Below are 12,470 nucleotides of genomic sequence, written 5' to 3'. Positions count from 1 at the left end.
GCTAAATGGAAGAGGGTAATATCTTATCGCTTACTGCGCTTTCCAATTTGTTTGCTTTCTTTAGCGCGTCGCCTTGTACCGCAAATAAAGTTTCTGTTCTGCGCAAATCATCAATGAAATCAATTTCACCCCAATGGCATCCATGTACAGAACAGGAATTCACCAAACGCTGCTGAGCCAAAGTATCAATAATGGTGAGATACCAGGATTTAAGCCTGGCTGGATCGCGCAACGTGTGCTCAACCGCAGCACGGAAAAGCTGAACGCCTTGTTTGCGGAAATAAATCAAACCGATTGATTCTGCGTCTGTTTGCTCTGCAGTGAGCTCTTTACTGACATGTCTAACCCATCCTTCAGTATCCAGCTCCACTTTCATGTCATCTTCATCAAACGTCTGCTTGAAGTCTACACAGAGTGTGATAGGCGCCATTTCAGCGTGTAGCACACACGATAATAAATCGGCATCAAAAAGCGTATCGCCATTCAGCAATAGAAAATCATCTGTCATCTCGTCGCGCGCGATCCAGCAACTAGCGAGATTATCCGCCACCTCAAAAAAAGGGTTAAAGCGCGTTCTAACTTGCGGATGATCGGCATAACGCTCTGCCAGTAATGCTTCCACCTTTCCTACCTGAAACCCGACAATGATGGTGATATTGTCGATTCCTGCCCTCAGTAAAGCATCGATCTGCCATGCGATCACGGGCTTGCCGAAAACGGGTAACAAGCACTTAGGCGTATTTTCAGTAAGAGGGAGTAACCGCCGTCCCTGGCCTGCACTCAAAACAATTGCTTTCACAGGGATTGGGCTTTTTTTGTCAGCCATAGCCTCATTTGACGCATTATTAATCTTATTATAATTATAATTTGTAGTGTCGGGATATGTAATAGGGGTAAGTTATTCTACTGGAAAAAATAGAACTTTCCTTAATTTGATAACAATGTTGAAGGTAATCATTGAAGTAGCATTCCGTTCAAGCTCTTCAGCTCTCGCGCGATCTTGCCCACAGTCTTCAAGAAATCATTGACTTCGGTCATAGTATTGTCATAACCGAGGCTCACTCTTACTGCGCAACGCGCCAGCATGGGGTCGATTCCCATTGCTTCCAGCACATGACTCTGCCCAGGCGTCACACTGGAGCAAGCAGCACCGCTGGCAGCGGCAAAACCTGCTTTATCCAGCTGAACAACCAACGTGTCTCCTTCAATCTCCGGCAGCGCAAAATAACAGGTATTGGGTAAGCGTGGCGCGCCCAATCCAAAAATAGTCGCACCTATCGCAAGCAGGCCGCGTTCTAGATATTCGCGCAATTCGGTTAAGCGAGTGGACATCTCGTTTATGCGCGAGCAGGCCAGCTCGCAGGCAACACCGAAACCGACGATAGCTGGCACATTCTCAGTACCTGAACGCAGCCCATTTTCGTGGCCTCCACCATAAATCAGTGGCTTGAGCAGTAGCCGTTTATCGATGATTAATGCTGCTGCGCCCTTGGGCCCGTAAATCTTGTGTGCTGAAATAGTCATCGCATGCACTTTTAATTCATTGAAATCGACCGGAATCTTACCGAATGCCTGAACTGCGTCGGTATGCATCCAGGCACCTTGGGCGCGGGCCATGTCCGCGATTTTAGCGACCTCCTGAATCACACCGGTTTCATTGTTTGCTAACATCACTGATACCATAGCAGGTTGGTCTGCCAAGGCATTACGTGCATCTTCCAATTGCACCTGCCCCAATTCATTCACCGCCAGTTGGCGTAACTGCCAGCGCTCGCTTGCTCTACGCGCCAATTCTTGGGCTGGCCGCCTGATACAGGGATGTTCAATCGCACTGATGACCAACCGAGAAGGCTTTAAATAGTCCGCCACCCCTCTGATAAAAAGGTTGTTTGCTTCTGATCCGCCGCTGGTAAAGATGATCTGTGATGGCTGCACTCCGACAGCCTGCGCGACCTGCTCACGTGCTTGGCTGATCGCATGGCGCGCTGTCATACCCAATGCATGGCGGCTAGAGGCATTGCCATATTCCTGCCGAAAATACGGCAACATTATTTCCAATACTCTTTCATTTACTGCGGTGGTCGCGTTATGATCAAAATAAGTCTGAGTCATTTATTTTCAATTTTTCCAACATGATTGGAACTGAGTAAATCAGTACCATTATTTTCCTTCTCATAAAATTGCTACTGGACATCGAGTATTTCCAGCGCTTGATGGAGCGCTTCCAGTGCTTCTGTATGCTTTCCTTTGTTATGTAAGGTTTCACCTTCAGCTCGCAACTTCCTGACCTCTGCTTCTTGTGTTTCAGTGATTGCCGGTTTTTTTGCCAAAGTCTCATCAATTTTTCGCATATCGATCGCACAACGATATGCGTATGCTCCACTACTAAAGACAAGCAGGTATAGCATAACGATAAAATGACGCAATTTCATTTGAATCTCCTTATATCGTTGGTTAATTGAACTGATTAATGGTTCTTTTAAAAATCCATATTTCGTTACAATACATCGTTGTTCACAAAAAATGTTTCTTTACATATCAATTATATGCTGCGACAACATTTTTTGTTCTCACCTCGTCTTGTTTAAAACTCTGAATTTTTAGAGATGCCCTTAGTTCCATTTTCAAATCAAAAATGACGCGAAGGCACACCGCAGACAGTATAAATAATACGGCAAGGTGAAGCCGACAAAATCAATTTTGATTTAGAAATGGAATTACTGTGATAATCTACCAGGCTCCCCCAATCTTGTACTGATAAAATCATCCAGTGCCATGGCCCATTCTTTGCGGCTAAAAATGAAGCCTTCGTTGTGCCCGCCCTGCAATGTCAAGAATAGCTTCGGTTCGGCGGCTACCTGAAAGAGTGCCCGACCGTGCCAAAAAGGCACGATCTCATCTTGCGGACTATGCGTGACCAATACCGGGCAAGTGACAGATTGCAAATAATCAATCGTATTGTATTGGAACCGCGATAAAAGGCGCACTGGCAAGAAAGGATACAATTCTGCTGCCAGGTCAGATACCGAAATAAATACCGACGCCAGCACTAATGCGCCGGGTTTTTGCTTTGCAGCAAGCCATGCTGCGACAGCACCGCCAAGTGATTCACCGAATAGCACGATACGAGAAGGCGGAATAGCTTTTATCTCGGTCAAATACTGCCATGCTGCTGATGCGTCTTGATACGTGCCAGCTTCTGACGGTGAACCGCTGCTTTTGCCATAACCCCGGTAATCGAAAATAAATGTGTTATACCCCAATCGATAAAACGTCAACAAATAATCCCTTCGATGGGAAATATTGCCAGCATTGCCGTGAAAGAAAAGAATGGTTCCTTTGGCAGCAGAAGGGGTAGGTACAAACCATCCATGTAGGGTTTCTTTGTCAGCCGTGGCAATCGTCACCGACTCATAGGCAAGGCCTTCCTGATTGGGCGTAAAGGTAATGTTGCGTTGCGGGAAATAGATAAGATGTGATTGGGCGAAAAACACCAATAACAGCAAAGCTGCATAGCCGGCTGCTATGAAAATAACCAGTTTAAGTAACATACGCATAATGACTAAGTTAACGTACCACTTTTTATAGAAGGAAAGTTAATCATGAATCAATGGATCATGCCCTGATAATCAGCGCTTACCGTTATAATAGCGTATTATCAATTTCCAGGACTGCCAATGAACTTAGATCGCGTCGATTCGGGTCATGACCTTCCCAATGATTTCAATGTGATCGTTGAAATACCCATGAATTCTGATCCCATCAAATATGAAATGGACAAGAAAACGGGCGCCCTATTTGTAGATCGCTTCATGTCCACTTCCATGCATTACCCGTGTAATTATGGTTACATTCCGCACACCTTATCCGGGGACAAAGATCCAGTAGATGTGTTGGTTATTTCGCCGGTACCCTTGATTACCGGTGTAGTTGTTCGCTGTCGAGCGCTCGGCGCATTAAAAATGACCGATGAGGCCGGTGAAGATATCAAATTAGTAGCCGTGCCGATTGACAAATTATGCAGTCTTTATACGCAAATTAAATCAGTGGATGATCTGCCTGAATTCATGCGTGCACAGATTGCACATTTCTTTGCACATTACAAAGACTTAGAAAAGGGTAAATGGGTCAAGATTGAAGGTTGGGGCGGTATTGAAGATGCCAAGGCAGAGATCATGGAGGGCGTCAAACGGTATACCTCAGCAAAAGATAAGCCTAAATTCTGATATCTTATGGGTAGCGTACGCTATACCACCCCTCCCGCAGCATAACCCGAAGACCAGGCCCATTGGAAATTGAATCCCCCCAAATGGCCTGTCACATCGATAACCTCTCCGATAAAAAACAGGCCGGGATTTTTTTTGACCTCCATTGTCTGCGATGAGAGTTCTTGCGTATCGATACCGCCTACTGTGACTTCTGCTGTGCGGTAGCCTTCAGTGCCGGTTGGATGAATGTACCAGTCGTTGACCGCGCGCGCAAGCACTGCCAACTTGTTATCAGACAATGAACCCAATACCCCATTGCACGCCTGCTCATCACAGATGCTTTGTGCCAGGCGTCTCGGGAGGATTTCTGAAAGTGCATTACACATGTGCAATTTTGGGTTGCTTTGCTTCTTTTCTTTCAAAAACTTGAAAACATCTATTTCAGGCACCAGATTAATCCTGATTGGCTCTCCCTCTTGCCAGTAAGACGAGATTTGCAAGATGGATGGGCCGCTTAAGCCTCGGTGGGTAAATAACAATCCTTCAGCAAAGACCTGCTTTTGGTAGCAGACTTTCGCCTCGACTGAAACACCGCTCAATGCCTTGCATCGCTCCAATAATGCACCACCAAAAGTCAGGGGGACCAAGCCGGCTCTGGGTTTGATGACATTCAAACCAAACTTCTTGGCAATTTCATAACCGAAATTGCTTGCCCCGATTTTCGGGATAGAAAGGCCACCTGTTGCAATCACGAGCGAAGTGCAAATTGGATCGCCTTTATTGGTCTTGACACGATAACCACCTGTAACAGCCTCAATATCAAACACACATGTTTGTGTCTCTAGTTTTACTCCCGCCTGACGCGCTTCCGTGAGCAGCATATTAATGATCTGCTTGGATGAATCATCACAAAATAGCTGCCCCATCTTTTTCTCATGAAAAGCAATGCTATGCTTGCGCACCAAAGAAATGAAATCTTGCACAGTATATTGCTTGAGTGCTGATTTGCAGAAATGTTGATTTTGCGAAAGATAACATTGGTGCTGCACATGAAGATTGGTAAAGTTGCAGCGCCCGCCACCTGAAATGCGTATTTTTTCCGCAATTTTTGCCATATGGTCGATCAACCACACGCGCCGTCCGCGCTTCCCGGCTTCTATCGCACACATCAAGCCGGCTGCACCAGCACCGATAATAATTACATCGTATCTTCGAAACATGATTTATGCTATTGACTATGATAGTATTTTTATTTTTTGCAAGCTGAAACAGCATGCGATGAATTCATATACGAATAGTAGCGAGCCTAATAGCAAAGCTTGAGCAGTCAAACCGAAGCACTACTACTAAGACTTGACTCTGGTCAGTGCGCACGTCTTCAAATGCTGCCAAGCGATACTCCCCACATGTTTATTGCCCTTCAATGTCGCTATACCGCGATTATCATCAATTTTCTTAATCATCAAAACAAATGCATAAGCTGGTTCCACATCGGCACTACCTTGATGATAGGAACGGATTTCTGGATTCGGGGCAACATAATCAAAAACAGCATCGGGATTGGTGGGGGAATTACGTGCAAAAATACCCGGCAGGAATCTCGTGTCATATGCGTAAATCTCGGATGCGTCAATATCTTGATAGAGTCGATTGCTGAATTGCAACATGCGAATTGACCATCTGCTATCCGCTTGTAACCTAGCCACAACGCAGCGTGCCAGATCAGCATGATTTCCAGCTATCGGCTCTTCATAAATCCACGGTTGCTCTTTCGGTCCTCTGATACTTGCGCATGCAGTTAGGAATACAATCATAATTACGATCATTTTTTTCGTCATAGCATTCTCCCCCAAAATTGTAGAAAGCTTTACCAAATTAAAGCTTATCTGAGCTCATTTCAGATTATCCACACGTTATTTCGTGCTTTATCATAGCTATGGATACCAATGCTTTGAAGACTAACCATACTCAATCGACCTTCGCCAACTACCCCCACGCTATCATGGCAGCAACCACGTTATTCCATTTCCAAATCAAAAATGACGCGAAGGCGACGCAGACAGTATAAATAATACGGCAGGGTGAAGCCGACAATGTCATTTCTGATTTGGAAATGGAATTACATCATGGCACTTTATGATAGCTAATACGAGAGCAGCGACATTCAGATTTGATATCCCCATTCGGCGGCAGGGGGTGAATCTAGAAAAAGCAATCAAATTGCCAATTACCGATATTGCCCTATTATGTCTAGAGAAAGCAAATATTCTCATTGAGAAAAGTAGAAGATAACCTGAATTGCTGTGATCCGTAGATTAAAACGAAGAATTTACCATGCATCTAGTCAGCGAATCTCACGAGGCATAGTCACGCTTTGCTCCATAGCGATGCTTAAGAATGAAAGTAGTTTAGCAATAATACATGAGCATACCTTCTATCTCACAATAGCAGAAACATCAAAGCTACCATGAGATCATTCATTTAACTATCACGTCAGATATACAGTACTATATCTATTACAATCCAGATGAAGTACCTCCAGAAAGTAACAGTAACATAGATGGTTAATATGTTATAGGTATGTTCTTGCCAATAAGGCTAGAATGGAAAATTCAGCATCAGCAGATTGCTCTACCAAATTCCTTGCCAACTTATCTTCGCTTACGTCGTCGGATCAATCCATTATCTTCTGCTTTTCGCAATGCCTCATATCTGCAATGCACATCCATAAAGGAAAGAATTCGTTGAAACTCGGTTCGAATGGTTGCAGGAGAGCGACATAAGTGAGCTGCGAGTACTTTTGTATTGGTTGTTTTCATTTCAACACACGCTTCTAACAATGTGTATAGCGCTGGCGTAAGCCGCTTGCCTTGACTCTGAGTAAGTCGTTTACCTTGACTCTGATCTCTGTCAACTATATTTACACTCATAAGTAGTCCTTTTCAAAAAAGTTGCATAGGCCACTCTTAAGAGCGGGAATTCCTGATGGCTCATACAAAGATTAGAAAACCATTAAGAATCATAAAAAAACAAAGCAGATAGCAAATCTGGAAAGATACTGCTCATTATTATCTATTTTAGTCAGAGTTGCTTTATTTCAGTTCATACTTTGTTTGGCTCAATCTTAAATTCTAGAAAACGCTTAATTTGAATTTAATATGACTTCCTTTAATATCAGCAAGAAGCGTGCCGACTCAAGCATAATTAATATATATCATTGTTTTCAAATTAATTTAATTTGATTGATGCTTATCAATTAATCAATGAAATAACACTACCCGATAATTCTGTAAAAAATTTCGACAGAAAAAAGAATTCTTTTACAAAATTATCGAAATACTAAGAACAAATCTGGATTTTTAATACCAAAATATATGATTTCCATCTGGAAAAGATTTATTGGGCGTTAGGAAATGACGCCATCGTTAATATATTAGAAGCGCCTGATAATGCCTCTATGGCGGTATTCGTGACAAGCATTAGTGTCATAGGCAATGTTCGCACCATTATCTTGCGAGTTTTTTCTGAAGCAGATATGAACGGTATACTTGCAAAGCCCCAGGATAGGCAAGTAACTTGCCTGCTCTGAGCATCATTACCATGGGTTGCGCCTTTGCGGCGCAACCCGTGTTTCAATTTGAGCATGACTTGATAACTTGATTTACCTGGTGCAATAACGCAACAGCCTGATCATATAGCTTTTTTCTATGTTTCTGCTATTCAGGCACAAAATTGTATGCGTATGCATTATTGCTTGTTTATTGGTTGCGTTTTACCATCATTTCGCAATAAAGGCTAATTGCTTTGAGCCGCTGTTTCTTCTCTGCTTCTGATGTTGATCTATTTTGTCGATTTTTTTTACAGTTCTCGACCAAGTAATGTTTGAAGTTAGCAATGATTAAAGTGTTACAAAGCGTTATTCCATTTCCAAATCAAAAATGACGTGAAGGCGAGCCGCAGACAGTACCAATAATACGGCAAGGTGAAGCCGACAATGTCAGTTTTGATTTCGAAATGGAATTACTTATGCGCCAAGTGCTATCAATTTAGCAGTTAGAACTTTTTATTTAACTGCTCAATATTAACACTGCTTTAGGAAGTCATCATGAAAACTATTAGTCATCTACTTTTGGTTACTATTTTTAGCTTTGCTTCAGTGGCACAGGCTGACTCTGCTCCTTATTGCTGGTTGTTGGATACTGCGATGCCAGGGCATGGTAATACGCAGCTGCAACTTTTTGACTTTAATGATGAAGCGAATCACAGGAAAAATAATAAGAATCGTTTAGTCTCAGGAACAGCCAGTTTCGATATTATCACCACCCCACCATTTCAACACCATACGCGGCTGGTGAACGGTTCGAGCACGACAGTAAATGATAAGATCGAGATTTCGCTTCATGCCTCAGAAGCAGAAAATGTTCCAGATTCTGGACAAAAAAGTTTATGGTCAGGTACTTATCATCTCATCCTTGATGCGAATAGTTTGAATGGTATATTCCTTCTGCGCGCTAGTGAGGACGACCCTCAGCGCACATTAAATGGAGAAGCTACCCTTACTAAATGCGAGTAACTTTTACATTCATGCTTATTGTTAAAGTAATAGAGCGCATTGATTAAGTCTGATTATCAGGCATTTTCAACTGTTGGCACGACAATAATTACCGGACAGAGATTATTTTTGCCTACAATCATGGCTAGCAGGTAGGTTAAGTAACACCCTTTATCAGCAAATACGGTTACGCTGCTTTGGCTGCGATTTACGCCAGCGGTAACTATAACTATGTCTATGTCCCCACCAAACTATGTAGTAATTCCATTTTCAAATCAAAAATGACGCGAAGGCGAGCCGCAGACAGTATAAAAAATTATACGGAAAGGTGAAGCCGACAAAAAATGGAAGTACGTAAAAATATTCAAGCTAGGAAAAAATGTTGATACATCTATCGCTTTGGCTGACAAGCAGTCTCGACACTTAGACTCACTAACGGTAATGTGGTAAAAAAATCAGATCTGCATCTTTTTGCAGCGCCCGGAATAAACATTACTCCTCCTCAACATACAGCAATTATTCACAACCTTATCCACGGAAATTGTGGATAAACTTGTATCACGGCAATCCGGTAACTGGAATTTCCTATAAGTAACAACGATGAGGATTGTTCTTTTTAGCGTACTATTCTCATTATTAAAGAAGCTTTTATTAAAAGAGATTCCATGGTAGGGTTTTATTTACTCTCGCAAATTTTAAATAATGACAATGATTTATTTGTTTAAAAGATTTATTCTTCAATCTCTGCTTCAGCTAATTTAACAATAAACTAGATTGTAATAATTAAAAATGAAACTACCGCTGGTATTTGTAGCACTTTCAGTTAGTATCCTAGTTGGCTGTGCAACGCATCAAGAAAAACTACGGGCACAATATGAGGCTGATCTCTGTAGTTTTAAGCATCCACAGCCAAATAACATCATTAGCTATCTTCATAATCGAGGGGAAGTCGTGCAAGGCGATGTCGTTGACAAGACTGGGTTCGATTACAAAGGATTTGCCACAGTGCTGGCTGTACCTCTAGATGATGTCTTAAGCCCTCCCAGGGAAGGATGGGGAAGATGCTGCCAATGGGTGCTTGGCTATTTTCCTAACTATTATTGTGGTCACCAGTATTGTAGAGCAAACCAAGGATACAGTTTAATTGGAGTGCATGGATTAGCACGCGCACCGGATAGAGAGCAAGCAGAGCACATGGCACTAGAAAATTGTAAAACTGCTATACAACAGTTCGCTAACCAAGTTGGCACAAGCCCATTGCAGTCGGAACTGCGATGTAAAATCCAGAAATTCGAGTGGTGTGACTAATTATATTAGTAGCGCATATAGCAGGAACATGTACATAACAAAATAACCTTCATATTTTAAAAATCTACTATATTATTTTTTTATGCATGAATTTAATAAGAGCGCATAGCACCGCTTTCTCAAGATCTGATAATGATTACGCTAATTCCTAATCGTCTTAAAAACTGCAATTGATCGCTTAATTGTTGGAGAGTTAAGCCCATGACATATAGAGGCATTCGTAATTTTCTCATTCAACCGAATGGTATAAGGTTACTGCGCGGTGTAGTATGTGCCGCTCCAGGCGCAAATACGGCGTTGCTTTTCGTTGCAGGGAACGGCTCTGCGACCTTATCGCGCTTTGCCTTGTCCCTAGATCACCCCACGCTTCACCCTGCCCAACTACAGTGTTTAGGATAATTTGTCGTTTTCTTGCTATTATAAGGAATAAACATGCCATCTTTTGATATCGTATCCGAAGTAGATAAAACCGAAGTCAAGAACGCAATCGAACAAACCAACAAGGAAGTCAGTACACGCTTTGATTTCAAAGGTTCGGACGCGCGCGTGGAACAGGCCGAAATGGAACTTACCGTATATGCTGACAATGAATTCCAGCTAAGTCAGATGCAGGACATCCTCACTTCCAAGTTGAGCAAACGTGGCGTGGATATCCGCTGCCTGGATATCAATGACAAGATCGAGAAGGTCAGTGGCAATAAAGTGAAGCGTTCCTGCACTGTAAAAGTGGGGGTGGAAACTGAACTGGCGAAAAAGATCGTCAAGCTAATCAAAGAAAGCAAGCTGAAGGTGCAAGCTAGCATCCAGGGCGAATCTGTGCGCGTTATGGGCAAGAATCGTGATGACCTGCAGGACTGTATTGCATTCGTTAAGAAATCTATTACAGACTTTCCACTGCAATATCAGAATTTTAGGGATTAGCTACTTGTGACAAAGTAAGCGGATTGATCATTGCTGAAGTAATGAACGGTTGCACAAGCGATGCAATGCTTAAAAATGACTTTTTGTCAGGCATACTCATAGTACTTCAAAATTAGGCATCAATATCTTCCCTACTGGGAGAAGACTGAGTAAGGGATTAGAAAACCTAATTTTGAAGCGATAAGGATACTTTAAACTTTAAAGATACCGCGTAGTGGTGCCACTTTCCCAATCGAACGAAAATTAAGGTAATCGGAAAGTACTAGACTATGGTCGAAAGCCAAAAACTGGGGCAAGTTATCAACACTGAATATCTGACAATTTTTGGCATCGTCGTCTGCCACTGGGGTGCCGCAAGCCTCGGCCACATAAACTGCAGTTACAGTATGTCCACGACTGTCGCGGCTTGGATCAGAATAAAGACCGAGTAAAGCGATCAACCTTATATTTAAGCTAACTTCTTCTCGCGCTTCTCGCACCGCTGCTTGTTCCACCATTTCACCGACATCGACAAATCCTCCAGGAATGGCCCAGCCATAGGGAAGATGAGCGCGCTCGATCAAGACAATGGGACGATTGGGATAATCGATAAGTTCGATAATGATATCGCTGGCAAGCGATGGAGTAACCGGCCGGGGCATATGATTCTCCGAATAAATAGGACAATCTAACATTTATCATTCCGAATGAAAATGTGGAAAGAGCAGGAGCATGTTGCGTATTGACGCGCTAGTGAAGCAGCATATTACGTAAAGCGGCAAGATGCCGTGCGGCAATATGGGGATGGACATGGTGAATATCATGATGGCAGGCGGCCATAAGACTGTCCCGGCCGAATAGCCACGCAAACAAACGGGCAGTGCCCGGTGAAAATCTTTGCGGATAAACGCTATAGGCTTCGCCCCTGCGGTGCAAACAGTAGAAGAAAGAAAAGTAACTCACTCCGTAGGCTAAGTGCAGCGGAACCCAGTACCAGAAGAAGGTCAATCCGCTGATGCCAACTAGCACCACGAACAACACCAGGCGCAGAAGCGTACCACGCAGTAATTGAGCATTCACTCCTTGCTGCGCGATCCAGCGGAAATAGCTTTGCTCAGCGCACTCATCGCATTGATGAACCCTCTCAGTTTGCCATCCCTTAACTGAAAATATTCTGGATCCTGCGGCGTTGCCATATATAGCACAACCAGATAATTTTGATTATAATTTAGAGATGGCCTATTCACTGGATTTCCGCTGTAAAGTCCTGTCTGTCAGAGAGAAAAAAGGACTTACGATAGCCGAGGTGGCGGCCCGGTTTGATGTTGATGTGGCGAGCGTGACGCGTTGGGTTAAGAACATCCATCGTAAACCTCAAGGGTTTCGCCAACGCAAGATTGATCTTGATGTGTTGCGGCAGGATATTCGCGATTATCCTGATGCTTATCAGTACGAGCGGGCAAAACGTTTGGGTGTGGCGCAAAACGCTATTTTCTGGCGCT

The 12,470-nt window shown here is 43.2% G+C and carries 15 protein-coding genes; 6 read left to right on the top strand and 9 right to left on the bottom strand.

What is annotated here, in order from left to right; translation table 11 throughout:
• Position 1: 1 nt before the first annotated feature.
• The 4 genes from BM122_RS22520 to BM122_RS14550 all read right to left on the bottom strand — a co-directional run bounded on the left by BM122_RS22520 (position 2) and on the right by BM122_RS14550 (position 3,551).
• Positions 2-826, bottom strand: coding sequence for a phosphocholine cytidylyltransferase family protein (locus BM122_RS22520; RefSeq protein ID WP_074906300.1), 825 nt, complete (start codon positions 824-826; stop codon positions 2-4).
• A gap of 128 nt (positions 827-954) precedes the next feature.
• Positions 955-2,112 (bottom strand): cysteine desulfurase family protein, encoded by a 1,158-nt coding sequence (locus BM122_RS14560; RefSeq protein ID WP_074906299.1) that lies wholly within the window; start codon positions 2,110-2,112, stop codon positions 955-957.
• A 71-nt stretch (positions 2,113-2,183) separates the two neighbouring features.
• Positions 2,184-2,432 (bottom strand): hypothetical protein, encoded by a 249-nt coding sequence (locus tag BM122_RS14555; protein ID WP_074906298.1) that lies wholly within the window; start codon positions 2,430-2,432, stop codon positions 2,184-2,186.
• Positions 2,433-2,717: 285 nt separating this feature from the next.
• Complete coding sequence (locus tag BM122_RS14550) at positions 2,718-3,551, bottom strand: alpha/beta hydrolase (protein WP_256212081.1); 834 nt, start codon at positions 3,549-3,551, stop codon at positions 2,718-2,720.
• 126 nt (positions 3,552-3,677) lie between these two features.
• Between BM122_RS14550 and ppa the strand changes: the two genes are divergently transcribed.
• Complete coding sequence (gene ppa / locus BM122_RS14545) at positions 3,678-4,226, top strand: inorganic diphosphatase (RefSeq protein WP_074906294.1); 549 nt, start codon at positions 3,678-3,680, stop codon at positions 4,224-4,226.
• Between the two features lie 20 nt (positions 4,227-4,246).
• Here ppa and BM122_RS14540 read toward each other — a convergent pair whose 3' ends face one another.
• The 3 genes from BM122_RS14540 to BM122_RS23420 form a co-directional block, all read right to left on the bottom strand.
• Complete coding sequence (locus tag BM122_RS14540; protein ID WP_074906293.1) at positions 4,247-5,428, bottom strand: BaiN/RdsA family NAD(P)/FAD-dependent oxidoreductase; 1,182 nt, start codon at positions 5,426-5,428, stop codon at positions 4,247-4,249.
• Positions 5,429-5,554: 126 nt separating this feature from the next.
• On the bottom strand, positions 5,555-6,046 hold the full coding sequence (locus BM122_RS14535; protein WP_074906291.1) for a hypothetical protein: 492 nt from the start codon (positions 6,044-6,046) through the stop codon (positions 5,555-5,557).
• 813 nt (positions 6,047-6,859) lie between these two features.
• Positions 6,860-7,138, bottom strand: coding sequence for a helix-turn-helix domain-containing protein (locus tag BM122_RS23420; RefSeq protein WP_074906290.1), 279 nt, complete (start codon positions 7,136-7,138; stop codon positions 6,860-6,862).
• A 419-nt stretch (positions 7,139-7,557) separates the two neighbouring features.
• Here BM122_RS23420 and BM122_RS26155 point away from each other — a divergent pair, with 419 nt between their 5' ends.
• The 4 genes from BM122_RS26155 to BM122_RS14510 all read left to right on the top strand — a co-directional run bounded on the left by BM122_RS26155 (position 7,558) and on the right by BM122_RS14510 (position 10,989).
• A complete protein-coding gene (locus BM122_RS26155) occupies positions 7,558-7,797 on the top strand; it encodes a GYD domain-containing protein (protein ID WP_083398508.1) in 240 nt (79 codons plus the stop codon).
• Positions 7,798-8,313: 516 nt separating this feature from the next.
• Complete coding sequence (locus BM122_RS14520; protein ID WP_074906288.1) at positions 8,314-8,781, top strand: hypothetical protein; 468 nt, start codon at positions 8,314-8,316, stop codon at positions 8,779-8,781.
• Positions 8,782-9,549: 768 nt separating this feature from the next.
• Positions 9,550-10,068: a hypothetical protein gene (locus BM122_RS14515; protein WP_074906286.1), complete on the top strand. Its 519-nt coding sequence runs from the start codon at positions 9,550-9,552 to the stop codon at positions 10,066-10,068.
• Between the two features lie 432 nt (positions 10,069-10,500).
• Positions 10,501-10,989 carry a YajQ family cyclic di-GMP-binding protein gene (locus BM122_RS14510; RefSeq protein ID WP_074906285.1) on the top strand — a complete coding sequence of 163 codons (489 nt, stop codon included), beginning with the start codon at positions 10,501-10,503 and terminating at the stop codon, positions 10,987-10,989.
• Positions 10,990-11,180: 191 nt separating this feature from the next.
• On the opposite strand, the gene BM122_RS14505 is transcribed toward BM122_RS14510, so the two are convergent.
• Together BM122_RS14505 and BM122_RS14500 are read right to left on the bottom strand one after the other, a co-directional pair.
• Positions 11,181-11,630, bottom strand: a complete 450-nt coding sequence (locus tag BM122_RS14505) for an NUDIX domain-containing protein (protein ID WP_074906284.1) — start codon at positions 11,628-11,630, stop codon at positions 11,181-11,183.
• Positions 11,631-11,718: 88 nt separating this feature from the next.
• The gene (locus tag BM122_RS14500; protein WP_074906282.1) at positions 11,719-12,048 is read right to left on the bottom strand and encodes a hypothetical protein; all 330 of its coding nucleotides are present in this window, start codon (positions 12,046-12,048) and stop codon (positions 11,719-11,721) included.
• A gap of 154 nt (positions 12,049-12,202) precedes the next feature.
• On the opposite strand from BM122_RS14500, the gene BM122_RS14495 reads away from it, so the two are divergent.
• On the top strand, positions 12,203-12,470 hold a 268-nt coding region (locus BM122_RS14495), incomplete at its 3' end, for an IS630 transposase-related protein (RefSeq protein ID WP_143083459.1).

The organism is Nitrosomonas communis, from assembly GCF_900114745.1.
Classification (GTDB): Bacteria; Pseudomonadota; Gammaproteobacteria; order Burkholderiales; family Nitrosomonadaceae; genus Nitrosomonas; species Nitrosomonas communis_A.
The sequence above is the reverse complement of the archived record's forward strand: the minus strand, read 5'-3'. Positions and strand labels throughout refer to the sequence as shown.

Excerpts from the sequence above, each read along its gene's own strand:
- BM122_RS14505 (WP_074906284.1), bottom strand. The coding sequence starts at position 11,630 with ATGCCCCGGCCGGTTACTCCATCGCTTGCCAGCGATATCATTATCGAA.
- BM122_RS14535 (WP_074906291.1), bottom strand. The coding sequence starts at position 6,046 with ATGACGAAAAAAATGATCGTAATTATGATTGTATTCCTAACTGCATGC.
- BM122_RS14540 (WP_074906293.1), bottom strand. The coding sequence starts at position 5,428 with ATGTTTCGAAGATACGATGTAATTATTATCGGTGCTGGTGCAGCCGGC.
- BM122_RS23420 (WP_074906290.1), bottom strand. The coding sequence starts at position 7,138 with ATGAGTGTAAATATAGTTGACAGAGATCAGAGTCAAGGTAAACGACTT.
- BM122_RS14520 (WP_074906288.1), top strand. The coding sequence starts at position 8,314 with ATGAAAACTATTAGTCATCTACTTTTGGTTACTATTTTTAGCTTTGCT.
- ppa (WP_074906294.1), top strand. The coding sequence starts at position 3,678 with ATGAACTTAGATCGCGTCGATTCGGGTCATGACCTTCCCAATGATTTC.
- BM122_RS22520 (WP_074906300.1), bottom strand. The coding sequence starts at position 826 with ATGGCTGACAAAAAAAGCCCAATCCCTGTGAAAGCAATTGTTTTGAGT.
- BM122_RS14550 (WP_256212081.1), bottom strand. The coding sequence starts at position 3,551 with ATGTTACTTAAACTGGTTATTTTCATAGCAGCCGGCTATGCAGCTTTG.
- BM122_RS14555 (WP_074906298.1), bottom strand. The coding sequence starts at position 2,432 with ATGAAATTGCGTCATTTTATCGTTATGCTATACCTGCTTGTCTTTAGT.
- BM122_RS14560 (WP_074906299.1), bottom strand. The coding sequence starts at position 2,112 with ATGACTCAGACTTATTTTGATCATAACGCGACCACCGCAGTAAATGAA.
- BM122_RS14510 (WP_074906285.1), top strand. The coding sequence starts at position 10,501 with ATGCCATCTTTTGATATCGTATCCGAAGTAGATAAAACCGAAGTCAAG.
- BM122_RS14515 (WP_074906286.1), top strand. The coding sequence starts at position 9,550 with ATGAAACTACCGCTGGTATTTGTAGCACTTTCAGTTAGTATCCTAGTT.